21 protein-coding genes and 1 pseudogene are annotated in these 23,135 nt (G+C 67.1%); 7 read left to right on the top strand and 15 right to left on the bottom strand.

Annotation, left to right across the window (positions count from 1 at the left end; genetic code table 11):
- Positions 1-17 precede the first annotated feature (17 nt).
- The 6 genes from CSC71_RS00715 to CSC71_RS00690 form a co-directional block, all read right to left on the bottom strand.
- A complete protein-coding gene (locus tag CSC71_RS00715; RefSeq protein ID WP_162372418.1) occupies positions 18-1,538 on the bottom strand; it encodes a tryptophan halogenase family protein in 1,521 nt (506 codons plus the stop codon).
- A 70-nt stretch (positions 1,539-1,608) separates the two neighbouring features.
- Complete coding sequence (locus tag CSC71_RS00710; protein WP_162372417.1) at positions 1,609-4,662, bottom strand: TonB-dependent receptor; 3,054 nt, start codon at positions 4,660-4,662, stop codon at positions 1,609-1,611.
- An 89-nt stretch (positions 4,663-4,751) separates the two neighbouring features.
- Positions 4,752-5,780: a LacI family DNA-binding transcriptional regulator gene (locus tag CSC71_RS00705; RefSeq protein WP_162372416.1), complete on the bottom strand. Its 1,029-nt coding sequence runs from the start codon at positions 5,778-5,780 to the stop codon at positions 4,752-4,754.
- Positions 5,781-6,144: 364 nt separating this feature from the next.
- The gene (locus CSC71_RS00700) at positions 6,145-8,412 is read right to left on the bottom strand and encodes a glycoside hydrolase family 3 N-terminal domain-containing protein (RefSeq protein ID WP_246191902.1); all 2,268 of its coding nucleotides are present in this window, start codon (positions 8,410-8,412) and stop codon (positions 6,145-6,147) included.
- 169 nt (positions 8,413-8,581) lie between these two features.
- Entirely contained in the window at positions 8,582-8,860 is a 279-nt protein-coding gene (locus CSC71_RS00695) for a BolA family protein (RefSeq protein ID WP_425501902.1), read from the bottom strand.
- A gap of 2 nt (positions 8,861-8,862) precedes the next feature.
- Positions 8,863-9,162 (bottom strand): YciI family protein, encoded by a 300-nt coding sequence (locus CSC71_RS00690; protein ID WP_162372413.1) that lies wholly within the window; start codon positions 9,160-9,162, stop codon positions 8,863-8,865.
- A 370-nt stretch (positions 9,163-9,532) separates the two neighbouring features.
- Between CSC71_RS00690 and CSC71_RS00685 the strand changes: the two genes are divergently transcribed.
- From CSC71_RS00685 to CSC71_RS00665, 5 genes and pseudogenes are all read left to right on the top strand, one after another.
- Positions 9,533-10,456, top strand: coding sequence for a segregation and condensation protein A (locus CSC71_RS00685; protein WP_162372412.1), 924 nt, complete (start codon positions 9,533-9,535; stop codon positions 10,454-10,456).
- Between the two features lie 37 nt (positions 10,457-10,493).
- Positions 10,494-11,240: pseudogene (gene scpB / locus CSC71_RS00680) on the top strand (SMC-Scp complex subunit ScpB); the annotation flags it as partial.
- A 29-nt stretch (positions 11,241-11,269) separates the two neighbouring features.
- Positions 11,270-12,823 (top strand): 23S rRNA pseudouridine(2605) synthase RluB, encoded by a 1,554-nt coding sequence (gene rluB, locus CSC71_RS00675; protein ID WP_162372411.1) that lies wholly within the window; start codon positions 11,270-11,272, stop codon positions 12,821-12,823.
- 118 nt (positions 12,824-12,941) lie between these two features.
- Positions 12,942-13,736 (top strand): ferredoxin--NADP reductase, encoded by a 795-nt coding sequence (locus CSC71_RS00670; protein ID WP_162372410.1) that lies wholly within the window; start codon positions 12,942-12,944, stop codon positions 13,734-13,736.
- Positions 13,737-13,819: 83 nt separating this feature from the next.
- A complete protein-coding gene (locus CSC71_RS00665) occupies positions 13,820-14,377 on the top strand; it encodes a TlpA family protein disulfide reductase (RefSeq protein WP_246191901.1) in 558 nt (185 codons plus the stop codon).
- Between the two features lie 34 nt (positions 14,378-14,411).
- Here CSC71_RS00665 and CSC71_RS00660 read toward each other — a convergent pair whose 3' ends face one another.
- From CSC71_RS00660 to CSC71_RS00650, 3 genes are read right to left on the bottom strand one after another with little or no spacing between them, the layout of a single operon-like run.
- Positions 14,412-14,828 (bottom strand): hypothetical protein, encoded by a 417-nt coding sequence (locus tag CSC71_RS00660; RefSeq protein ID WP_162372409.1) that lies wholly within the window; start codon positions 14,826-14,828, stop codon positions 14,412-14,414.
- Positions 14,829-14,879: 51 nt separating this feature from the next.
- Positions 14,880-15,269 carry a hypothetical protein gene (locus CSC71_RS00655; protein ID WP_162372408.1) on the bottom strand — a complete coding sequence of 130 codons (390 nt, stop codon included), beginning with the start codon at positions 15,267-15,269 and terminating at the stop codon, positions 14,880-14,882.
- A complete protein-coding gene (locus CSC71_RS00650) occupies positions 15,269-15,751 on the bottom strand; it encodes a glutathione peroxidase (protein ID WP_162372407.1) in 483 nt (160 codons plus the stop codon). Before CSC71_RS00650 ends, CSC71_RS00655 begins: the two co-directional genes overlap by 1 nt.
- 142 nt (positions 15,752-15,893) lie before the next feature.
- Between CSC71_RS00650 and CSC71_RS00645 the strand changes: the two genes are divergently transcribed.
- Positions 15,894-18,047, top strand: a complete 2,154-nt coding sequence (locus CSC71_RS00645) for a M3 family metallopeptidase (RefSeq protein WP_162372406.1) — start codon at positions 15,894-15,896, stop codon at positions 18,045-18,047.
- An 84-nt stretch (positions 18,048-18,131) separates the two neighbouring features.
- Here CSC71_RS00645 and CSC71_RS00640 read toward each other — a convergent pair whose 3' ends face one another.
- From CSC71_RS00640 to CSC71_RS00615, 6 genes are all read right to left on the bottom strand, one after another.
- Complete coding sequence (locus CSC71_RS00640; RefSeq protein WP_162372405.1) at positions 18,132-18,581, bottom strand: hypothetical protein; 450 nt, start codon at positions 18,579-18,581, stop codon at positions 18,132-18,134.
- Positions 18,575-19,240 (bottom strand): RHS repeat-associated core domain-containing protein, encoded by a 666-nt coding sequence (locus tag CSC71_RS00635; protein ID WP_162372291.1) that lies wholly within the window; start codon positions 19,238-19,240, stop codon positions 18,575-18,577. The genes CSC71_RS00640 and CSC71_RS00635 overlap by 7 nt, the downstream gene beginning before the upstream one ends.
- Complete coding sequence (locus CSC71_RS00630; RefSeq protein WP_162372404.1) at positions 19,240-20,286, bottom strand: transglutaminase family protein; 1,047 nt, start codon at positions 20,284-20,286, stop codon at positions 19,240-19,242. Before CSC71_RS00630 ends, CSC71_RS00635 begins: the two co-directional genes overlap by 1 nt.
- A 115-nt stretch (positions 20,287-20,401) precedes the next feature.
- Positions 20,402-21,556 carry a cyclopropane fatty acyl phospholipid synthase gene (gene cfa, locus CSC71_RS00625; RefSeq protein WP_246191900.1) on the bottom strand — a complete coding sequence of 385 codons (1,155 nt, stop codon included), beginning with the start codon at positions 21,554-21,556 and terminating at the stop codon, positions 20,402-20,404.
- Positions 21,549-22,361 carry a DUF3298 and DUF4163 domain-containing protein gene (locus CSC71_RS00620; RefSeq protein WP_162372402.1) on the bottom strand — a complete coding sequence of 271 codons (813 nt, stop codon included), beginning with the start codon at positions 22,359-22,361 and terminating at the stop codon, positions 21,549-21,551. Before CSC71_RS00620 ends, cfa begins: the two co-directional genes overlap by 8 nt.
- A 65-nt stretch (positions 22,362-22,426) precedes the next feature.
- Complete coding sequence (locus tag CSC71_RS00615; RefSeq protein WP_162372401.1) at positions 22,427-22,714, bottom strand: GNAT family N-acetyltransferase; 288 nt, start codon at positions 22,712-22,714, stop codon at positions 22,427-22,429.
- A gap of 202 nt (positions 22,715-22,916) precedes the next feature.
- On the opposite strand from CSC71_RS00615, the gene CSC71_RS00610 reads away from it, so the two are divergent.
- Entirely contained in the window at positions 22,917-23,120 is a 204-nt protein-coding gene (locus CSC71_RS00610) for a hypothetical protein (RefSeq protein WP_162372481.1), read from the top strand.
- The last annotated feature ends 15 nt before the right edge of the window (positions 23,121-23,135 follow it).

Raw genomic sequence — 23,135 nt, 5'->3', positions numbered from 1 at the left:
CCCGGAAACAACGGTATTCATGCCGGCGCGGGCGCCTTGCAGTAGCGGTCGATGAACGCCTGGTGCGCAGGCATCGCGTCGACGCAGTTCGAGATGACCTGGCGCACGTGGTCGACGAACTTCATCACCTCGTCCTCCGGAAGCTGGTCGACGAACGGGTGATGGCCGCGCGGCATGATCCGCTGGCCCAGCATCACCTGGACCCAACTGTGCATCGCGAAGAATTCCTCGCCGTCGCGATAGAAGCGACCGGAATGGCGGAACAGGGCGATCTTCTCCTGCAGCTCGTCCGGGACCGGCATCTCGCGGCAATGCCTCCAGAACGGCGTATCGTCGCGCTCGGTCGCCTTGTAGTGCAGGACGATGAAGTCGCGGATGCGGTCGTAGTCGAAATCGACCGCGCGGTTGTAGCGCTCGGCCAGCACCGGATCGCAGCCGCGGTCCGGGAACAAGTCCAGCAGGCGCACGATGCCCATCTGGATCAGGTGGATGCTGGTCGATTCCAGCGGCTCCATGAAGCCGCTGGCCAGGCCGACCGCAATCACGTTCTTGTTCCAGAACTTCCGGCGCTTGCCGGTGACGAAACGCAGCGGCCTCGGTTCGGCGAGCGCAGCGCCGTCCAGGTTGGCAAGCAGGGTGGCGGCCGCCTCGTCGTCGCTGATGTGCCCGCTGCAATAGACATAGCCGTTGCCGGTGCGGTGCTGCAGCGGGATGCGCCACTGCCAGCCCGCCCCGAGCGCCGTGGATCGCGTGTACGGCGTCGGGTCGGAAACCCGCGCGCACGGCACCGCCAGTGCGCGGTCGCAGGGCAGCCAGCGGCTCCAGTCCTCGTAGCCGGTCCGCAGCGCCTGTTCGATCAGCAGGCCGCGGAAGCCGGAGCAGTCGATGAACAGGTCGCCCTCGATGCGTTCGCCGCTCTCCAGCACCACCGCGTCGACGAAGCCGTCGCCGGCGCGCTGCGAGACCTGCACGATCTTGCCCTCGTGGCGGACCACGCCGAGCTTCTCCGAGAAACCGCGCAGGTATTTCGCGTACAGCGATGCGTCGAAGTGGTAGGCATAGGCGATGGTGCGCAACGGCGAGTCCATCGGCACATCGTTGGCGCCGGGCAGGAACTTGCCGCGTTCGGCCGCAAGGCTCTGCAGGCCGTAGTCGGCGTAGTCGGTCGCACGCCCGGCCTGCCGCGCGCGCAGCCAGCACTGGTGGAACGGCACGGACCCGAGGTCGCGGCCGACCAGGCCGAAGCCGTGGTAGTAGCGGTCGCCGTTCCGTGCCCAGTCGCGGAACTGGATGCCCAGCTTGAACGTGCCCTGGGTGGCCTTGACGAATTCGGCCTCGGGCAGGCCCAGCACCTCGTTGTTGAAGATGCGGATGTGCGGCACGGTCGCCTCGCCGACACCGACAATGCCGATCTCCTCGGACTCGACCAGGCGCACGGCGCAGGTCTTGCCCAGGTTCCTGGCGCATGCGGCCGCGGCCATCCAGCCGGCCGTGCCGCCACCGACGACGACTATGGTCCGGATCGCGTTTTCGCTCATCACCCCGCCCTGTCCCGGGTAAGACGGGACCCGCATCCGCGGGTCCCGTCCGCGTTTCCCGTCGCTTCCGTCACCAGATCACGCGCGCGCTGAGGAACAGCGTGCGCGGCGGCGAGTACTGGCTGCCATAGGGGTTGAAACGCACGTTCGTCGCGCTGCCGTTGACCCAATCCCACTGGTAGCCGCTCAGGTTGTCGGCGTCCAGTGCGTTGATCAGGTCGCCGCGCACCTGCACGGTGACGTTTTCGGTGACGTGCATGTCCTTCGATAGCGACAGGTCGAGCTGCTTGACGCCGTACGTGCCCGCCGCATCGAACGCCACCGGGGTCGGGATCGGCGCCGTCGGGGCGATTTCGTTGAGCGGCGGCGGCGTCGACAAGGTCACCTTGGCGGACGCGGTGATATCCCACGGCAGGTCGTAGATGCCGGTAACCACCAGGCGGTGTTCCGGCACCGCCTTCAGCGCGATGAACGGATAGTCGTCGATGGTCGCGCCGTCGAACGCATAGTGCTCGTCGCTGCCGCGGTTGCCGCGGGCGTGCGAGTAGGTGTACGCCGCGGATACGCCCCAGCCGGACTCCTTGGTGTAGGGCTTGTCCGCCGACAGCAGCAGTTGCGTGGTCTTGGTTTCCAGGCCGTTGTTGACCAGGATCAGGTTGCCAAAGCCCGGCGGTGCGTATTCCCACGGCTGTCCGACGCCACCCCACGAGGGCGTCCCCCAGAAGGCACCATCCGGGTAGCGATTGCCCAGAGTGAAGACCAGACCTTCCTTGCTGTGGATGTAGGACAGCGTCGCCGAGGTATTCCATTCTCCGATGCTGTTGCGCATGCCCAACGAGTACTGGTCGGAATACGGCGTGACCAGGTCGTTGTTGAGCATGTTCGGCTCGCCCCTCAGCGCCGTGACCCCTACCAGTCCGGCCAGCGCGTCGGTGCCGCTCAGGTAGGCCGGATCCCAGTTCACGCATTGCGCCGGCGCGGGCGTGCAGCCGGACGATTCCACGAACTGGATGGTGTAGGGAGCCAGGCCGTACTTGACCTGCTCCAGCCCCATCAGGTCGTACAGGTTGCGGTCGTAGCTGCGGCCGGCGCCGCCGAAGATCACGTGCCGCTCGTCGCCGCCGAGGTCGTAGGAGAAGCCCAGGCGCGGCGCCCAGTTGTTCTTGTCGGCCTTGCGGTTGTGGCCATTGCTTATGTAGTCGCTGATGTCCACGCCGCCCAGCGCGAGCTGTTCCGCGTAGGTGATCGGCACCTGCTGCCCTGCGATACCCGCTTCCATGTTCGGGGCCGAATTGCTGTAGGTGCTGTGGCCGTTCATCAGCACGTCGACCAGCGGCGCCGGCGTGACGTGGTCCTCGTACGAAGGAATTTCCTCGTAGTCCCAGCGGATGCCGATATTCAACTGCAACCGGTCGGTGACGTCCCAGTCGTCCTGGATGTAGATGCCGAACTGCTTGTCGTTGGTGGTGACGGTGGGCTTGATTCCGCCTTCGAACGGCAGGTTGAACTTGACCTGGTAGGGGATGGTGTTGGTGCCGATCGGCGTGTAGGGCCCCACCGGCACGTCGGGATTCATGCCGTCGTTGACCGAGTAGTAGAACGACGGGTTCAGCGTCGAGTTCTCGCTCTGGGTCAGGTCGACCTGCTTGTACTTGATGCCGGCCTTGATGACGTGGTCGCCGGCCCACTGGAACGAATTGAAGGTGATGTCGTCCTGCAGGCCCCAACCCTTCTGGCCCTTGTTCTGGATCGCCAGACCGCTGGTGGCATCGTCGGTGATGACCCCCCAGCTTTCGTTGACGCCTTCGGTATAGATACTCTGGTTGCCGATGGTGTAGGCGGTCGGATTGAACAGGACGTCCTCGTAGGTGACCCGCGTCTCGTTCAGATAGGTTTCGCCGTAATGCGACCACTTCAGGTCGTAGCGCGATTCTTCGTTCTTGTTGTTCTTCGCCGCATCGGCCGTGGTGGTGCCGCCGACGCTGTCGCGGCTGTCCTCCTTACGGACCTTGGCCGAGAACTCGAGCCGGTCGTTGTCGCCGACGTCCCAATCGATCTTGCCGAAATACAGGTCCTCGTTGAACGGACGGGTCACCGGCCCGAACTTGGCCTGCACGCTTTCGGGCAGGTAATCGCCAAGGGCGATGCGGCGCCCCGGCACGACCGGGTCGGCCGGGATGACGAAGCCCTTGCCTTCGTAACTGACGAAGAAGTGCATCTTGTCCTGGATGATCGGGCCACCCAAGGCGAAGCCGTATTCGTTCTGGTGGGTGCTCTGCTTCGCCTTGCCCGGCGCCTTCTCGCCGGCGGTCTTTTCACGCCAGCTCGAATCGGTATGCCGCCCGAACACCTCGCCGTGGAATTCGTTGCCGCCGGACTTGGTCGCGGCGACGATGGCCGCCGAACCGACCTGGTCGAACTCGGCCTTGTAGTTCGAGGTGATGACCTTGTATTCGCCGATCGCCAGCTGCGGGAACGGGTTGCCGGCGCTCTGCTCCTGGCCGGACACGCCGCCGAACAGGTAGCTCTTCTGGCCGACGCCGTCGATGTAGACGTTGACCGCCGACGATTGCTGCGCGCCGCCGCGGATCTGGGTATGGCCGGCGGCATCGGTGGTGAACTGCATGCCCGGCACGGTGTCGGCGAACTCGAGGAAGTTGCGGGTCAGTTGCGGCACCGTGTTGATCTGCTTCAGCGACACGTTGGTGCCGACTTCCGAGGTCTTCACCTCGACCAGCGGCGCGGCGGTCACGGTGACCGTGTCCAGCGTGGTCGCCTCGCCGCTCGGCGCCGGCGCGCCGCCGCCTTCGAGGTCCAGGCTGACCGCCGTGGCCACGGCCAGGGTGACGGTCTTTTCGGTGCCGGGCCCGGCATCGACGCGATAGGTGCCCGGCGGCAAGCCGACCAGCGCGTAGCTGCCGTCGGCCGCGGCGGCGACCCGGCGAATCTGGCCGGTGGCGGTATTGGTCGCGGTAACCTGCGCTCCCGCCGGCGCCTTGCCGCGCAAGGTCGCATTGGACGACTGCGCGAAGGCCGGCGCGGTACCCAGCAGCAGGCAGCTGGCCAAGGCGCAGGTCAGCAGCTTGCGCGTGGGGCGGCGATTGCGTTGCGTGCTTGCTTTCATGACGTCTCCCCTCCCAGGGCGTGCAATCAGTAAGTGGAAACAACGTATTTGCGTCGAAAAAAACGTTTACATGGCGGAACAAAAAATTTTCAGCCGCTTCCGCGCCGGGGGCGCTCGCTGGACTGGCGCACGATCAATTCCGTGGTCAGCGTCTGCACGGGCGCGGCCAGTTCGTCGTTGGCATCGACCGCATCGAGCAGCCGCGTCATCGCGCGCCCGCCGAGTTCGGCGATGTTCACCCGCATCGTGGTCAAGGTCGGGTGAACGAAGCGCGCCAGCGGGATGTCGTCGAAACCGGCCAGCGCGATGTCGTCGGGCACGCGCACGCCGGCCTCGTTGAACGCGTACAGGCAGCCCAGCGCCATCATGTCGTTGGCGGCGAACACCGCGTCGGGCCGGTGTTTCGATGCCACGATCCTTTTGCCGGCCTCGTAGCCGGAGGCTTCGTCGAAATCGCCGGGCAGTTCCAGCGGCTGGGTATCCGGCAACAGCCGCGCGAGGGCATCGCGGTAGCCGCGCAGGCGTTCGCGCGCATCGAAGTTGTCCTTCGGGCCGCAAATGAAGGCGATCCGGCGGTGCCCCGCGCCGACCAGGTGTTCGACCATCGCGGTGGCGCCGCCGTAGTTGTCGACGCTGAGCGCGGCGTAATCCGAATCCGGCAGCTGCGTGTTGACCAGCACCACCGGCAGGCCGGCGGGCAGGTTGTCGGTGAGGAAGCCCGGCTGGTCGGCATAGGGCGACAGCACCAGCAGGCCGTCGACGCGGCCGCGCATCGCGCGCAGGGCCTCGCCCTGCTCTTCCGGGTGGCCGTGGTAGCTGGAAACCAGCAGGTGCTGGCGGCGCGCGCGCGCCACCGCGTCGATGCCGCGGATCAGTTCGGAGAAGAACTCGCCGTACAGATCCGGCAGGACCACGCCGATGGTCTGGGTGCGGCGGCTGCTGAGGCTGCGCGCGGCGGCGTGCGGCTGGTAGCGCAGGCGCTGCGCGGTCGCCAGCACCAGCTGGCGCACGTTCTCGGCGACGTTGTCGTGGCCGTTGAGCGCGCGGGAAACCGTTGCGACCGAGACTTCCGCCTCGCGCGCCACATCCTTGATCGTGACCGTACCGCTTCGCGCCATCTGCCGCCCCTCCGCGACGATGTCTGCTGTCCGGGATGGACTGTAAACGTTTTCACCCGGCAATGTAAAGCCGATGTTAGCTGCAGGCAGAAAACCTTTCCGATCAGCGGGTTATGTGTGCAGCCAAGGCCCCCGACCTGTTGCTTCGCAACAAAACGCTGGGTCGATCCGCCTGCAACCGCAACAGCCTGATCGTGCTGATCGCGCGCACCCGATGTCGCCGGCCAGCCGAACGCTGCGCCGGCACAGTCCGCGTGACGCCATTCCCGTTCAACGAGGGGTCTGGGGGTGCATGCCGGCGTCGGCAAGGCCGCCGCCAGGCACAACCAACGCCGCCCCGTCCCCGGGAAGCGGCGGCGTTCGCTCACTGCGCCTTCACCTCGAACGTCGCCTGCAGCTTCGCCTCCGAGCTGCCGCCGACGAACACGGTGAACGTGCCCGGCTCGACCACGCGCTGCAACTTCGCGTCGTAGAACGCCAGGTCGTCGGGCTTCAGTTCGAAGCTCAGCACGCGGCTTTCGCCGGGCTTGAGGTGGACGCGCCGGAAGCCGCGCAGTTCGCGCACCGGCCGGGTCACGCTGGCCACGTCGTCGCGCAGGTACAGCTGCACCACTTCGTCGCCCTCGCGCTTGCCGGTGTTGGTCACCGTCACTTCGACCTGCTGGCTTTCGCCGGCGGCAATCTTCGCCTTCTTCACCTTCGGTGCGCCGTAGCGGAACGTGGTGTAGCTGAGGCCGTGGCCGAACGGGTACAGCGGCGAGTTGTCGACGTCGAGATAGCGCGAGGTGTACTTCTCGATCTTGCCGTCCGGGTTGAGGCGCGTGGGCCGCCCGGTGTTGCGGTGCGCGTGGTAGATCGGCACCTGGCCGAGGTTGCGCGGGAAGGTCGCCGGCAAGCGCCCGGCCGGGTTGTAGTCGCCGAACAGCACGTCGGCGATGGCATGGCCGCCCTCGATGCCGGGGAACCAGGCCTCGACGATCGCCGGCACCGCGTCGTGCAGCGGCTGGAGGGTCAGCGGCCGGCCGCTGAACACCACCGCGACCACCGGCTTGCCGGTCGCCTTCACCGCCTCGACCAGTTCCTGCTGCACGCCCGGCAAGTCGATCGACGAGCGGCTGCTGGCCTCGCCGCTCATGTCGCCGGATTCGCCGATGAACAGCAGCACCACGTCGGCCTGCTTCGCCGCGGCGACGGCGGCATCGAAGCCGGACTCGTCGTCGCCGTTGACGCCGGCGCCCTTCGCATGCAGCACGCGCGCCTCGCCCAGCGCTTCGCGCAGGCCCTGCAGCGGCGTGACCGCATCCTGCGGACGGCCAGCGCCGGCCCAGTTGCCGAGCATGTCCGCCCGCGAGTCCGCCAGCGGGCCGATCACGGCGACCTTGCCGACGTCCTTCGACAGCGGCAGCACGCCGCCGTCGTTCTTCAGCAGCACCAGCGATTCGCGCGCCACGTCGCGCGCGGCCTGGCGGTGTTCCGGGGTCAGCATGCGGGTTTTGGCGCGCGTGGTGTCGGCGCAGAAGCGGTACGGGTCGGCGAACAGGCCCATCCGGTACTTGGCGCGCAGCACCCGCCGCACCGATTCGTCGACCAGCTTCTCGTCCAGCCTGCCGTCGCGGACCAGCTTCGGCCCGAAGCGGCGGTAGATGTCGCTGACCATGTCGATGTCGACGCCGGCCTTCAGCCCGAGCACGCCCGCCGCGGATTCGTCGGCGGCGACGCCGTGCTTGGTCAGCTCCCAGATGCCGGTGTAGTCGCTGACCACCACGCCGTCGAAGCCCCACTGCTTGCGCAGCACGCCGTCGATCAGCGCGGCGTTGGCGTGCATCGGCACGCCGTTGAGTTCGTTGAACGAGGCCATCACCGACCCGACGCCGGCGTCGACCGCGGCCTTGAACGGCGGCAGGTACACCTCGCGCAGGGTGCGCTCGGACATGTCGGCGATGTTGTAGTCGCGCCCGGCCTCGGCCGCGCCGTAGGCGACGAAGTGCTTGGCGGTGGCCAGCAGGGTGCCGTCCTCGCCGAGCTTTTCGCCCTGGAAGCCGCGCACGCGCGCGGCGGCGAGCACGCTGCCGAGGTACGGGTCTTCGCCCGAGCCTTCGGAGATGCGGCCCCAGCGCGGGTCGCGGGCCACGTCGACCATCGGCGCGTAGGTCCAGTGCACGCCGTCCGCGCTGGCCTCGACCGCGGCGATGCGCGCCGCGTGTTCGACCGCAGCCGGATCGAAGGTCGCGGCCTCGCCCAGCGACTGCGGGAAGATGGTGCGGTAGCCGTGGATGACGTCGTAACCGAACAGCAGCGGGATGCCCAGCCGCGATTCCTCGACCGCGACATGCTGGTACTGGCAGGTGCGCCCTGCGCCCGTGACGCCGAGGTACGAGCCGACCCGGCCCTTGCGCACCTGGTCCAGCCCCGCGGCCTCGGCCTGCGGGCCGGTGTTGTTGTCGGGGCCCGGCGGCTGGTTCAGCTGGCCGAACTTTTCCTCCAGCGTCATCTTCGCCAGCAGGCCTTCGACCAGCCGGTCCTCTTCGCTGGTGCTGCCGGACTGCGCGGCGGCAATGCCGGAGACGACCAGTCCCACGGCCGCGACCAGACGCAGCCGGCCCTTCCCGAACGGGTGTTTGGTGTCTTTCACTGCCCCTCCGCAGTTCCCGTGATTCCTGACGACGGCGGCACTGTAAACGTTTTCAAGCCGGCTGTGAACCGCTTTCCCGCTGGCGCACGCCGGCACGACCGCGAAGCCGTCCATGCCCGTGGATCTTTCCGTGGGGCGCCGGGGAGAGAGGTCGCGCCCGGAGGCGCCCCTACGACGCCTCGGCCGGGGTCAATGCCTCGATCCGCAGGGCGTGGATGTCCGTCGTCATCAACTCGCCCAGCGCCGCATAGACCGCACGGTGCCGGGCCAGCGGCGCCATGCCGGCGAAGGCCGCGCTGACGATGTGGACATCGAAATGACCGCGACCGTCGCGTGCGCCGGCGTGGCCGGCGTGACGATGGCTGTCGTCGACGATTTCCAGCGCATGCGGCCGGAAAACGGCCTCGAGGCGCTCGCGGATCGCCGCGACGCGCGCCGCGGCCGGCAGACTCACGGCAACACCTGGCGGAACGGACGTACCTCGACCCGGACGTAGACGCCGGCCGCCACGTACGGGTCGGCATCGGCCCAGGCCTGCGCCGCCTGCATCGATTCGAATTCGGCGATCACGATGCTGCCGCTGAAACCGGCCGGGCCGGGATCCTCGGCGTCGATCGCCGGGCACGGCCCGGCGACCAGCAGGCGCCCCGCATCGCGCAGGGCCCGCAGGCGGGCCAGGTGCGCCGGCCGCGCGGCGGTGCGCATGGCCAGGGCGTCGGCGGCGTCGTAACCTTCGATGGCGTACCACATGCGGGAATTGCTCCTTTCCGGTCGATGCTGAATTGTAGGCCGCGCCCGGCTGGACACGGGCCGTGCCAGCGCTTAACCTAGGCTTCAACCAGTCCGGCCGGCAGCAGCGGCCACGCTTTCCGGCGACACAATCGCTGTCCCCCTCCCGCCCGGACCCAAGACCTCCATGAAGATGTAGCCCGCCGCCATCCGCCATGGCGCGCGTGGTCCGTGGTTTGATGTGGGAAGCGTCCGCCAAGGACGCGACAGGGCTCCAGACGCAGTATCCGACAGGCGCCGGCCAGCGAGTGCGGCGGTTCCCCGGCACGGCATCGCCGCGCCCGGTCGGGACGGCGACGGAGATCGGCAACACGCTGTACGGCAAAACCGAATGACATCCGAACTCGCGCAAGACGCGGACCCGCAAAGCGATACACGCCCGCAAGAGCCGTCCCGGCCGCAGCAGCAGGAGATGCCGCTGGCGATCGTGCACGGCCAGCCGTTGCTGCAGATCCCGCAGGACCTGTACATCCCGCCGGACGCGCTGGAAGTGATCCTCGAGGCGTTCGAGGGTCCGCTGGACCTGCTGCTGTACCTGATCCGCCGGCAGAACCTGGACATCCTCGACATCCCCGTCGCCGAGATCACCCGGCAGTACGTGGAATACATCAACGTGATGCAGGAGCTGCGCTTCGAGCTGGCCGCCGAGTACCTGGTGATGGCCGCGATGCTGGCCGAGATCAAGTCGCGGATGCTGCTGCCGCGCCCGGAAGGCGTGCCGGAGGACGAAGGCGACCCGCGCGCGGAACTGGTGCGCCGCCTGCAGGAGTACGAACGCTTCAAGCAGGCCGCCGAAGACCTCGACGCCCTGCCCCGCCAGGACCGCGACACCACGCCGGTGTCGGCCTTCGTGCCGGACCGCGCGGTGGTCAGGCTGCCGCCGCCGGTGGACCTGAAGGAGATGCTGCTGGCGCTGCACGACGTGCTCAAGCGCGCCGAGCTGTTCAGCGGCCACGCGATCAAGCGCGAGGCGCTGAGCGTCCGCCAGCGCATGGGCGACCTGCTCGCGCGGCTGGAGGACGGCAAGTTCCATCGCTTCGAATCGATGTTCACCGCCGAGGAAGGCAAGCTCGGCGTGCTGGTCACCTTCCTGGCGATCCTGGAACTGGCCAAGGAGCAGCTGCTCGACGTGGTCCAGGAAGCGCCGCTGGCGCCGATCTACGTCAAGTCGCTGGCGCTGAACAACACCAACGACCCGCTGCAGTTCTCCAGCGAGTTCGACGACAGCGACGCGGCGAACGACGAAGAAGCCTGATCCCGCGTCACCGATGCAAACAACACTCTGGAACACGATGGACCAATCCCTGATCAACCGCATCGTCGAAGCCGCGCTGCTCGCGGCCAGCCAGCCGCTGAGCCTGGCGCAGCTGCACGGGCTGTTCCCCGAAGAACAGCCCGCCCCTCCGGGCAGCGTCGAGAAGGCGCTGGAGGAACTGCGCGACGCCTGCGCCGAGCGCGGCGTCGAGCTGGTCGAAGTCGCGTCCGGCTTCCGCTACCAGGTCAAGGCCGACGTGCACGAATGGGTCGCGCGGCTGTGGACCGAGCGCAAGACCAAGTACACCCGCGCCACGCTGGAAACGCTGGCGCTGATCGCCTACCGCCAGCCGATCACCCGCGGCGAGATCGAACAGGTCCGCGGCGTCGCGGTCAGCAGCAACATCATCCAGGCGCTGGAAGAACGCGAATGGATCCGCGTGGTCGGCCACCGCGACGTCCCCGGCAAGCCGGCGCTGTTCGGCACCACCAAGGGCTTCCTCGACTATTTCGGCCTGAAGAGCCTCGACCAGCTGCCGCCGCTGTCGGAACTGAAGGACATCGGCGAACTGGAGCCGCAGTTGCCGTTCGACGGCGCCCCGCTCCCGGCCGGGCTGGCGCAGGACGAAGCCGGCGAGACGCAGGACGAAGCGGCCAACGAAGGCGAAGCCGAAGTCCTCGACGGGAACGACGACGCCGGAACCGGCGAAGCGGACGGCGCAGCGGCCGCCGCCGGCGATTCCCCCCCCAACGAAAACGCAAACGAAGACGAAGAAGACGACGCCCCCAGGGTCTCGTCGGAGCAGGAAGAAGAATGAACGCTACACCCCGCAACAAGCTGTCGCTGAAGCGCGACGCCGATGCCACCGAAACCGCCAAGCTGGAAGAGCGCCTGCACAAGGTACTGGCGCAGGCCGGCCTGGGTTCGCGCCGCGCGCTGGAACAGCGCATCGCCGACGGGCTGGTCAAGGTCAACGGCGAGACCGCGCAGGTCGGCATGTCGGTCAAGGCCGGCGACAAGATCGAACTCGACGGCAAGACCTTCGTCGCCAGCGCGCTGAGCGAGCCATCGCGCGTGCTGATGTACAACAAGCCGGAAGGCGAAGTGACCACGCGCGAGGACCCCGAAGGCCGCCCGACCATCTTCGACGCCCTGCCCTCGCTGAAGGGCGCGCGCTGGATCGCGATCGGCCGCCTCGACATCAACACCACCGGCCTGCTGCTGCTCACCACCGACGGCGAGCTGGCGAACGCGATGATGCACCCGTCGTTCGAGGTCGAGCGCGAATACGTGGTGCGCGTGCGCGCGCCGGAAGGCCAGGACAGCGTGCCGGACAACATCGTCGACCGCCTCGCCCGCGGCGTGGCGCTGGACGACGGCCCGGCGAAGTTCGACGAGATCGAGCGCATCGGCGGCACCGATTCGCACGACTGGTTCCGCGTGGTCGTGAAGGAAGGCCGCAACCGCGAAGTGCGTCGCCTGTGGGAATCGCAGGGCTGCCAGGTCAGCCGCCTGAAGCGCGTGCGCTACGGCGACATCAGCCTGCCGCAACCGCTGCTGCGCGGCCAGTCGCAGGAACTGCCGGAGGCGCAGGTCGAAGCCCTGCGCAAGAAGCTGGGCCTGGAAGACGGCGCGCCGGCCGCGCTGACCCTGCAGCCGGTGATCGGCCAGCGCAGGGCGGCAAAATCGACCGTGCACGTGCGCGGCGGCGCCGGCAACGCCTACGTCAACGGCCACAGCACCGCCGACGAAGGCCGCGAACTGCGCCGCTTCGATACCTTCCGCGACGAACGCGGCCGCGGTCGCGGCAAGAAGCCGCACGGCGGCCTGACGGTCAGCGGCGAGGCGGCGGCGAAGCAGTCGCAGAAGCCGTTCAAGCAGCGCAAGCAGAAGGGCCCGAAGCCGCTGCCGGAAGGCAATCCGGCCGCGTTCCGCACCTGGTACGTGCCGGAAGGCGTCGAGACCGGCCCCGCCGGCCATCGCAACGCCGGGGCGAAGAAGCCCTTCGGCAACAAGCCCGGCGGCAAGCAACAGCAATCGCGCGGCAACCGTCGCGGCGGCGACCGCTTCGGCAACGAGAACGCGGGCTTCGGCGGCGGCTTCGGCACCGAACGCGGCGCGCGCGGCCAGGCCGCCGGCAACAAGCCGCAGCGCGCGGCCAAGCCCTATGGCCATCCCGGCAACGCCCCCAGCTTTCCGTCCGACCACGCCACGCCCGGCTACAACCCGTACGGCCAGCAGCCGCGCGGACCGCGCCAGAACCGCGGCGGCGGCAAAGCGGGCGGCGGCTTCAACGCCCGGCCCAGTGCCGGTCGCCCGCATCCGCGCGGCGGCAACCGCGGGCCCCGCGGCGGCGGCCACGGCTGACCGCCGTCGTCGCACCCGGGCGGCGCGTCCGCGGACGTGCGCCCGTTGAGTTCGATCAAGGCCGGCGAATGCCGGCCGACTACAATCCGCAACTACCCGACACAGCCCCGCTTCCCCCATGTCTTCCGCCTTCGGCACCGAGACGGTGCTCGACGTCCGCCACTGGACCGACGACTACTTCAGCTTCACCACCACCCGCGACGACGGCTTCCGTTTCGACAACGGCCAGTTCGTGATGATCGGCCTGAACGTGCGCCAGGAAGACGGGACGGACAAGCCGCTGATGCGCGCGTACTCGATCGCCAGCGCGAACTGGGAAGAGCAGCTCGAATTCTTCAGCATCAAGGTGCAGGACGGCCCGCTGACCTCGCGCCTGCAGCACGTCAAGCCCGGCGACGGCATCCTGATCGGCAAGAAGCCCACCGGCACCCTGCTGATCCACGACCTGCACCCCGGCCGCAACCTGTACCTGCTGGGCACCGGCACCGGCCTGGCGCCGTGGCTGTCGATCATCAAGGACCCGGAGACCTACGAACGCTTCGACAGGGTGATCCTGACCCACGGCGTGCGCCAGGTGAAGGACCTGGCCTACCGCGACTACTTCGAGAAGGAACTGCCGCAGCACGAGTTCCTCGGCGAGGCGATCCGCGGGAAGCTGCTGTACTACCCGGCGGTGACCCGCGAGGAATTCCCGAACCGCGGCCGCCTGACCGAGCTGCTGGAAAGCGGCGAGATGATGCGCTCGCTCGGGATCGAGCCGCTGGACCCGAAACACGACCGCGCGATGATCTGCGGCAGCCCGCAGATGCTCGCCGACCTGCGCCGCATCCTCGACGCGCGCGGCTTCCAGGCCGCGCCGCGCATCGGCAGCCCCGGCGAGTACGTGTTCGAGCGCGCCTTCGTCGAAAAGTAGGCGAGAGCGACCGAGGGAACGGCTTCTGCGTTGCCCCCGCCCCCATCCCGGGTAAGATTCGGCAGAACCGAAGGGGGAATCCGATGGCGATGACGCGATGGCTGCTGCTGGCCTGCTTGGCCCTGTGTCCGACGATCCTGCGCGCAGCCGACCCGCCGCCGCCCGCCGTCGGCGAGCTGCCGCCGCAAGCGCTGGGCAAGGACCGCAAAGGCAAGGACGTCAACTTGGCCGACTACCGCGGCAAGGTGACCATCGTGACCTTCTGGGCCAGTTGGTGCGGCCCCTGTCGCAAGGAACTGCCGGTGCTGGGCAATTTCCAGAAAGTGATCGGTCATGACGCGCTGGAGGTCATCGCCGTCAACTTCAAGGAACCGCGCGAGGACTTCCGCGCCGTGGTCCTGGCCAACCGCGGACTGGAGCTGACCTACGTGCACGACCCGCGCGGACGGGTCAGCGATCAATACGGCGTGACCGCGCTGCCGCACATGTTCATCCTCGACCACGACGGCCGCGTCGCCTACACCCACCGCGGCTATTCCGAGGAATCGATTCCCGGCATCGTCGACGAAATCCTGTCGCTGCTACCGGAAGAGGTGAAGCGGCGGCCGCCGGCGCACCTCCGGTCGCCCAAGGCGTCCTGAGCCGCGCCGGCCCGGCGTGCCGTCCCGCAAGCCGTCAGTCGCGGGGATTGAAGCGCCTCTCGCCGTAGCGCAGCCAGCGCTCGGCGTCGGCTTCGTTGTCGAACACGCGCGCGACGAAGCCATGCTCGTTGGCCATGATGCTGGCCAGTTCCACTTCCGGGATCTGGTGCGCGTGGCGCTCGACGTAGGCGATCCGCACGCCCTCGAAGCCCTCGCCGCGCATCGACTTCACGAACCGCATCAAGTCCTCTTCGGGCGGCGGTTCGCCTTCCATGTCGTCGACGACCAGCAGCCCGCGCGGCCGCCGCTTGCGCACCTCCCCGGCAATGCCCAGCCAGTAGGCCACGGTGGTTTCGAACGTACCGTTGACGCCCTGCACGTGCACGCGCAGGCCGTAGCCGGTCGGATGGAAATCCAGGGTGAAATTCCGCGCTGTGCCGCCGCCCGACATGTCGCCGCTACCTCGAACCCGAATCCCGTCGCCGCCGATGGCGCAATGCCTTCATTCGCCGTGGCGCAGCCAGATTTCCGCCGCCTCGCGACTGGCGAAAAAACTGATGCCGATGCCGTTGTCGCGCCCGAACAGCGCGGCGTATTCTACCTGCGGGACCAGCGTGGGGTCGCGGATCACCATCGCCACGCGCACGCCTTCCGGCTTGATGTGCGCGAACTCCTTCACGAATACGTCGAACTGCTGGCGCGTCAGCGTGTCGCCCCGCATCCGGTCCAGCACCAGCACCCGCCTGGCGCCCGTGCGCTGGCGCTCGGCCGCGATCCGCTTCCAGTAGCCGATGCTGTCCTGCAATCCCCCGGCCACGCCGCTGACCACGACCTCCAGCCAGTCCCGCTGCTGCAGGAAGGCCACCTGCACCCGGGAAGCGGGCAGTTCCATCAGCCAAGCGCCCTGCCGATGTCCGTGGCCAGCGATGCCGGCGCATCGGTCGGCGCGTAACGCGCGACCACCCTGCCGTCGCGGCCGACCAGGAACTTGCTGAAATTCCACTTGATCGCGCCGATCCCGAGCAGGCCGCCCTTCTCCTTCTTCAGCCACCGCCACAGCGGGTGCGCGTTGGCGCCGTTGACCTCGATCTTCGCGAACATCGGGAAACTGACGTCGTAGTTCAGCGAGCAGAAATTGCGGATCTCGGCCTCGTCGCCCGGTTCCTGGTGGCCGAACTGGTCGCAGGGGAAGCCCAGCACCACCAGGCCGCGGTCGCGGTAGTCGCGCCACAACTGCTCCAGCCCGGCGTACTGCGGGGTGAAGCCGCATTTCGAGGCGACGTTGACGATCAGCAACGCCTTCCCGGCATACGCCGACAGCGACCGCTCGACGCCGTCGATGTCGGTGGCGGAAAAATCGTAGGCCGTGGTCATTCGCGGTCGGGCATCCATGCGGCTGGGCCGGGCGGCCATGATCGTCCCGCCGGCCGGCCGTTGTCCATGCCTTTCGTCAGGGGCCCGGGCCCCCGGTTTGGGGTAGCCTGCCGCCACCACCCACCGGAAATCCCGTCCCGCCATGTCCACCCGACTTGCCCTGGCGCTTGCCGCCACCCTAGCGTCCTTCACCGAACTTGCCGCCATGCCCGCTTCCGCCCAGACCGCCGGAACCACCTCCGCCGCCCCGCAGGCCGTCAACCCGTTCTTCGCGGAGAGCCCGCTGCCGCTGCACTACCCGCAGTTCGACCGGATCAAGGACAGCGACTTCGCCCCGGCTTTCGACGCCGGCATGGCCGAGCAGCTGAAGGAAGTCGAGGCCATCGCCGGCCAGACCGCCGAACCCGGCTTCGACAACACCATCGTCGCGCTGGAGAAGTCCGGGCAGCTGCTCGACCGCGCCACCACCGTGTTCTTCAACCTGGTCGGTACCGACACCAACGACGTGCGCAACAAGCTGCGCGCCGAGTACGCGCCGAAGTTCTCGGCGCACCGCGACGCGATCAACCTGAACCCGAAGCTGTTCGCGCGGATCAAGTCGCTGTACGACCGGCGCGCGGAGCTCGGCCTCGGTGCGCAGGAACGGCGCCTGGTCGAGCGCTACTACACCGACTTCGTCCGCGCCGGCGCCGCGCTGTCGGAGCAGGACAAGGCGCGGATGCGCGAGATCAACGCGCGCCTGGCCGCGCTGGGCACCCGGTTCAGCGACAACGTGCTGGCCGAGGTCAACGACTCGGCGGTGGTCGTCGACACCAGGGAAGAGCTGGCCGGCCTGTCCGACGAACAGATCGCCGCCGCCGCCGAAGCGGCCAAGGCGCGCAAGCTGGACGGCAAGTACGTGATCGCCCTGCTCAACACCACCGGCCAGCCGGCCGAGGCGCAACTGCAGAACCGCGCGTTGCGCGAGAAGCTGCACAAGGCGTCCATCGCCCGCGGCAGCCGCGGCAACCCCTGGGACAACACCGCGATCGTCGCCGAAACGCTGAAGCTGCGCGCCGAACGCGCCGCGCTGCTCGGCTACAGGACCCCGGCCGACTTCGTGCTGGCCGACGAGGGCGCGCAGAACCCGGCCAACGTCAACGACATGCTGTTCAAGCTGGCCCCGGCCGCGGTCGCCAACGCGAAGCGCGAGGCCGCCGACATGCAGGCGGTGATCGATCGCGACGGCGGCAAGTTCCAGCTCGAGCCGTGGGACTGGGCCTACTACGCCGAGAAGGTGCGCCAGGAGAAGTTCGCCTTCGACGAAGCGCAGCTCAAGCCCTACTTCGAGATGAAGAACGTGCTGGAGAACGGCGTGTTCTTCGCCGCCAACCGGCTGTACGGGATCAGCTTCAAGGAACGCACCGACCTGCCGAAGTACCACCCGGACACGTGGACCTACGACGTGTTCAACGAAGACGGATCGCAGCTGGCGATCTTCATCTTCGATCCGTACGCGCGCGCGTCCAAGCGCGGCGGCGCGTGGATGAACAGCTACGTGCAGCAGAGCGCCCTGACCGGCAACCAGCCGGTCGTCGCCAACCACCTCAACATCCCCAAGCCGGGCGACGGCAAGCCGACCCTGCTGACCTGGGACGAGGTGACCACCGCGTTCCACGAGTTCGGCCACGCCCTGCACGGCATGTTCTCGGACGTGAAGTACCCGTACTTCTTCATGAACGTGCCGCGCGACTTCGTCGAATACCCGTCGCAGGTCAACGAGATGTGGGCCGACTGGCCGGAGATCCTGAAGAACTACGCCAGGCACTACCAGACCGGCGCGCCGATGCCGCAGGAGCTGCTGGACAAGGTGGTCGCCGCGTCGAAGTTCAACCAGGGCTTCGCCACCACCGAGTACCTGGGCGCGGCGATGCTGGACCAGAGCTGGCACCAGCTGACCGCCGCCGAAGTGCCGGAGGCGAAGGACGTGATGGCGTTCGAGGCCGCGGCGCTGAAGAAGAACGGCACCGACTTCGCGCCGGTGCCGCCGCGCTACCGCACGCCGTACTTCAGCCACATCATGGGCGGCTACGCGGCCGGCTATTACGCCTACATCTGGTCGGAAGTGCTCGACGCCAACAGCGAGGAGTGGTTCAAGGCCAACGGCGGCCTGCTGCGCGCCAACGGCGACCACTTCCGCCAGACCCTGCTGTCGCAGGGCGGCGCGAAGGAAGCCTCGCAGCTGTTCCTCGATTTCGCCGGCCACGAGCCGAAGATCGAGCCGCTGCTGGAGAAGCGCGGGTTGACGACGCAGTAAGCCGCGCCTTCACCGTGACATGACAGCGCCGCATCCGGACGGCGCTGTTTTCCAAACACCGCGGCGCACGTTTAGCCCTCTCGACTACTTGAAGATATAGTCGGTCCGATCAAGAACCTTGTTGATGCTGCTATCACTTAGATAGCAATGGTCATTGAGTTTTACTTGCCGCCCGACATGGCTGTAAACAACTTGCTCGCCCGAGGAGAGTTCCAGCAGGACATTCTCCATTCCCGGCCCAGAAATGCAGACTATGGGCTTCGCCTCTCGCAAATGCTGTACAACCACATCAAGGGTATTGGCACAGTTCGCGCCGCACTCCCTGTAAATCCTGATCGACGATTGCGCCTTTATTTGATCACTTGTTAGAGAATAGTCTTCGGTTCTGGTAATGAAATAAAGCCAGAAATGCTTGGCGCTGCGTAGTTCGTTGATCAGATTGACAACATCTCGATCATGCACTTCTCCCGACATTGCCGAGCATGCCGCGGGAAGCACGGCCAGCACCGCGCCCAAAAGCAAGCGCTTTAGCATCCGTTATCTCCTCGGCGACAAGTATCTTGATAATCCTGCCGAGCCGGCAGGCCTATTTCTTGCGCCGCAGTTTGTTCAACCTGTGTCGCCCGGGATTCTTCCGGGCTCGTTCCACGCGTGACGGTAGTATTTCCATTCGAGTCCGTAGTTGTCGTGAAAGTAGGCTGTAATGCATGATTAAAGGCATCCGCCCCTACGCGATCATACTGGGCCGCATGTGAAACCTCGTGTATGCTGATAAGTTCTGGGGCGAGCGTTTCCCCACTCGACTGGATGACGGTATTGGAAACAGGGTTGACGTAAATTGTGTTGCTCGACTGGTCGAACCAATTTGACGCTCTGGAGTCAAGCTGGAAGGTGTAGGTAGCCTTGGATAGCTCTAGCTGTTGGTATTCGGCTCGCCCCGTAGGCGAGAAGGCCATCTTGACCAGAAAACTAAGTAGTTGGGCCTCATTGACTGTACCCCCAACAGCTAATTTCACTTCTCGCCCATCGGGGTCGGTGAACTTATAGGGGTTGTTGTTGGCGTAGCTATACCGATTGAAACTGGCCCCGGTGTTCGGATTAGCCTTCACCGGATCGTTGGACGCCGCCGCATAGCCAGACAACAGAAACGACAACGCGAGCAGGGCGCTGGCGGGAACCTTCAGCTTGTCCATCACGTGCCTCCTTGGTCTTTCGCTTTTTCGTTGTTGAAGTGCTTCAGGTACTTGTCCCAATCGGCCTTCGTCCACTCGCGCCAGCCCAGTTCCTCGGCCTTGGTGCGCCATGCGACGATCTGACTGTTGTAGGTCTCGAACTCCGCCTGCTCGGCTACCGGGATATGATCGGCCTTGGGATATTTGCTCCGGAAGCGCTGATCCACCAGCAGGCCGTAGGCATTGGCCTTGAGCGTCATGGCCACCGTGTCCTTGGGGTTGACGGCCAGGATCAGGTCGAGCACCTGTAGGGCTTCCTCCGGTTGGCCCTTCTTGAGGTAGTGCGGCGCCAGCACCGCAATGGCGAACAGCGCGACCGACTCCCTTTGCGAATAGGGGCGCAAGAAGATTTCGTTCTTGAGCGCCACCGGCGATATGTTCAACGCCTGCTCATAGCCGCTGTCATCATGGAACAGGCCGCTGGTGGCATCCAGGTTGGTCCAGGCGCCTTGCTCTTCGTCGCCGTATTTGACGACCAGATGGTAGGGGACCGTCGTCAGCGTCATGGGCAAGCCGAGTTTCTGGCCCAGTAGGGCAACGAACGTCGGCATGACGACACATTGCCCTTTGCGGGTCGCCAGATAGGTGGACAACAGTGACTTCCTGATGTCCCGCCCGTAGGGATCGGCGTAGTCGTAGCCAAAGGGGCGACGGTCGTTCCACGGGCCGGGCTCGTAGAGCGTCGAGACGAGGACGTCCGCTTTCGCCTTGTTGGTAGCGCCAGGCGGGAAGCGGGAACGGATTTTGGCGACCCACTGGTCGACCTGGCGCAACGTGCCATCCATGTCCACCGTGGGATCGACCATGTGGTCAATCGCGACCTTGGCCCGCGCCAGGTCGATCTGTCCTTCGGGCTGGTCGAGCAGTCGCCGCAGGGTCGCGATATTCGCATCACGGGCCTGCGCAGCCTTGAAGTCGACCGGGGGCGAAGCGATGCCGCCGCCTGCCCCGAACAGCAGGAGAACGCCTAATCCGCTGGCTGCAATCCGTGACATCGTCCCTGCCATCAGACCCTTCCCCTCTTCGTGCGCTGCTGGCACGGCCTATTCGTATCCCAAGTCTGATGCGCGCGCAACACCCCCGATCGTGGTCACAAAAAGCAGGCTACCGCCGCTCACCGATTCACCGCGGCGCGACGTACCCGCCCGGCACCCCGCGCGGCGACAGCACGATCTGCCACAGCTGCGAGCGGCGGCTGCGGAAGGTCGCCATCGAGCCGGCCAGGTAGAAGCGCCACATGCGGCGGAAGCGTTCGTCGTAGCGTGCGGCGAGCGCGCTTTTGTCGGGAGCGTTCCACGCCGCTTCGACGTTCTCGCGCCACGCCTGCAGCGTGCGGTCGTAGTCGGTGCCGAAGTTGTGCCAGTCCTCGACCACGAACAGGCCTTCGCAACCCTGCGCGATCTGCACGGCCGAAGGCAGCATCGAGTTCGGAAAGATGTACTTGCCGATCCACGCGTCGGTGCGGTGGGCCGACACGTTGCTGGCGATGGTGTGCAACAGGAACAGCCCGTCGTCCGCCAGGCAGCGCCGCACCATTTCGAAATAGGCCCGGTAGTTCTTGACCCCGACGTGCTCGAACATGCCGATCGAGAACGCCGCGTCGAACGGCTCGTCGAGGTCGCGGTAGTCCTGCAGGCGGATCTCGACCGGCAGCCCCTTGCACAGCCGGCGCGCGAACTCGGCCTGTTCCTTGGAGATGGTCACGCCGACGCCGCTGACGCCGTAGCTCTCGGCCGCGTACTTCAGCGCCTCGCCCCAGCCGCAGCCGATGTCCAGCACCTTCATGCCCGGCTTCAGCCGCAGCTTGCGGCACACCAGGTCGAGCTTGTCTTCCTGCGCGTCGTCGAGGTTGTCGGCGTTGCGCCAGTAGCCGCAGCTGTACACCAGGCGCCGGCCCAGCATCGCCGCGTACAGGTCGTTGCCGAGGTCGTAGTGGCGTTCGCCGACCTCGCGGCTGCGGCTGCGCGTCTGCGGGTTGAACAGGCGCGCGAAGATCGCGTCGCGGATCTCGCCCGCGCCGCGCACGCGTTCGTCGAGCCGGGCCTGCAGCAGCCGGTACAGGAAGCCGTCGAGCGAACCGGCATCCCACCAGCCGTCCATGTAGCTTTCGCCCAGCCCGAGCGAGCCCTGCGCCAGCACGCGCGCGTACAGGTTCGGATCGTGCACCTGCAGGTCCCACGGACGCTCGCTGCCGATCCGCACGTCGGCTTCGGCCAGCAACGCCTCGACCCGCTGGCGATAACGGGAGCGCGTCGCCGGCTGCAGCCGCTCATCCACCGAACAGCCCCGCATGTTCCGGCGCCAGGTACGGGCGCAGCACCGCGGCCGGCACGTCCACCGACTGGGTGCCGTCGGAATACGGGCCGACCTGGTACGGCGGGAACACGAAGCGCAACGCGACGATCTTGCCGCCGGCGTCGAGCACCGGCTGGAACTGGCGGAAGCTGTCCGCGTCCGGCTCGGTGCCGGCGTCGATCATCTTGTCGGCGTTGCGCACGAATTCGGCGCGTGCCTCCGGCGCCATCTCGTCGGCGTCGGCGCGTACCGAGACCTGGGTGTGCAACTGCTCGCGCACGTAGCCGCTGACCGCCAGCCAGCCTTCCGCCGACGGGATCAGTTCGTCGGCGCTCAGCAACCGCTCCTGCTGCCGCAGCCAGACGAAGCGCGCCACCAGCGGCTCGGCGTGCGCACCGCCGGTGTAGCGGCTGCCCTCGGCCTTGATCGCGACCAGCTGCGGCGTGTCCAGAATTTGTTCGAAGGCCAGCGACAACTCGTAGGGTGCGCTGGGCCTGTCGTTGCCCAGCGCTTCGACCGCCTGCATCAGGCCGGCGCGTTGTTCGTGCGCGTAGTCGCCGACGACCTTGGCCAGGCCCGGGTAGCGCTCGATGCCGGGCGGATAGCTGATCCCGATGAGGTAGCGCCCGTTGCTCTCGATCTCGTCCTTCAGCGCCGTATCCGCTGTCGGTGCAGCCGCCGGCCCCGCCTCCGCGCCCGGTGCGCCGGCATCGGGTTTGCACGCAGCCAGCGCGGCTGCGAGCGCCGCGCACAACAAAACCGGTTGGAATGCCCTTGCCTTCACCATCTGCAGACTCCTTGTTGGTGTTCCCGCGACGACCGTGTCGCGGCGATTCGGGTACCGGTGCCCGCCTACATCAGCAGGCTCTCGTATTCCGGGTGGCGGCGGATGTACAGCGCCGCGTAGGAACAGGGCGCCGCCACCTTGAGGCCGTCGGCGCGGGCATGCTCCAGCGCGGCCTTGACCAGCGCGGCGGCGATGCCGCGGCCGCCGATGGCTTCCGGCACCCCGGTATGCTCGATGACCATGCGCCCGTTGCGCATCCGGTAGACCAGCTCGGCCTCGTGGCCGTCGACTTCGGTGGTGAAGCGGCCCTGCTCCGGCCGGTGCCGGATCGCGTAGTCGTCCTGCTGCGTCATCGGACTGCTCCTTCGGGTTTCGACCCGGGCATTTTGCGCCAACCCCGGCCGGCTTGGCAGATGCGGACGCTGAACGTCACTTTCTGCCATCGGCCTTCCCGGAAAGCCCGTCCCGAAAGGGCCTTCCGCCCTGCAAAAGGGATTGGCATGGATCCTGCGTGTCCCGGTCATGAAGATTTTGTCCATCGACCAGGGGAATGCCATGAGCCTGCACGAGACCATCCAGAACAGCGCCGCCGCCAGCGACTTCACCTTGCTGGAAGGCCTGTACCAGTTGACCATCGCCGGCCATACCAACGACTGGGAGTTCGAGCGCCTGAACAAGGCCGTCTACGAGCGCCTGATGAGTTCGTACAACGCGCCCGCCGTGGAGAAATCCCGCGCCAACGCCTTTCAGGCGATCTGAACGGGCAGGCCGGAC

Origin of the sequence: Pseudoxanthomonas sangjuensis (assembly GCF_010211755.1) — a bacterium.
Classification (GTDB): Bacteria; Pseudomonadota; Gammaproteobacteria; order Xanthomonadales; family Xanthomonadaceae; genus Pseudoxanthomonas_A; species Pseudoxanthomonas_A sangjuensis.
This window is presented reverse-complemented; position numbering and strand designations above follow the sequence as displayed.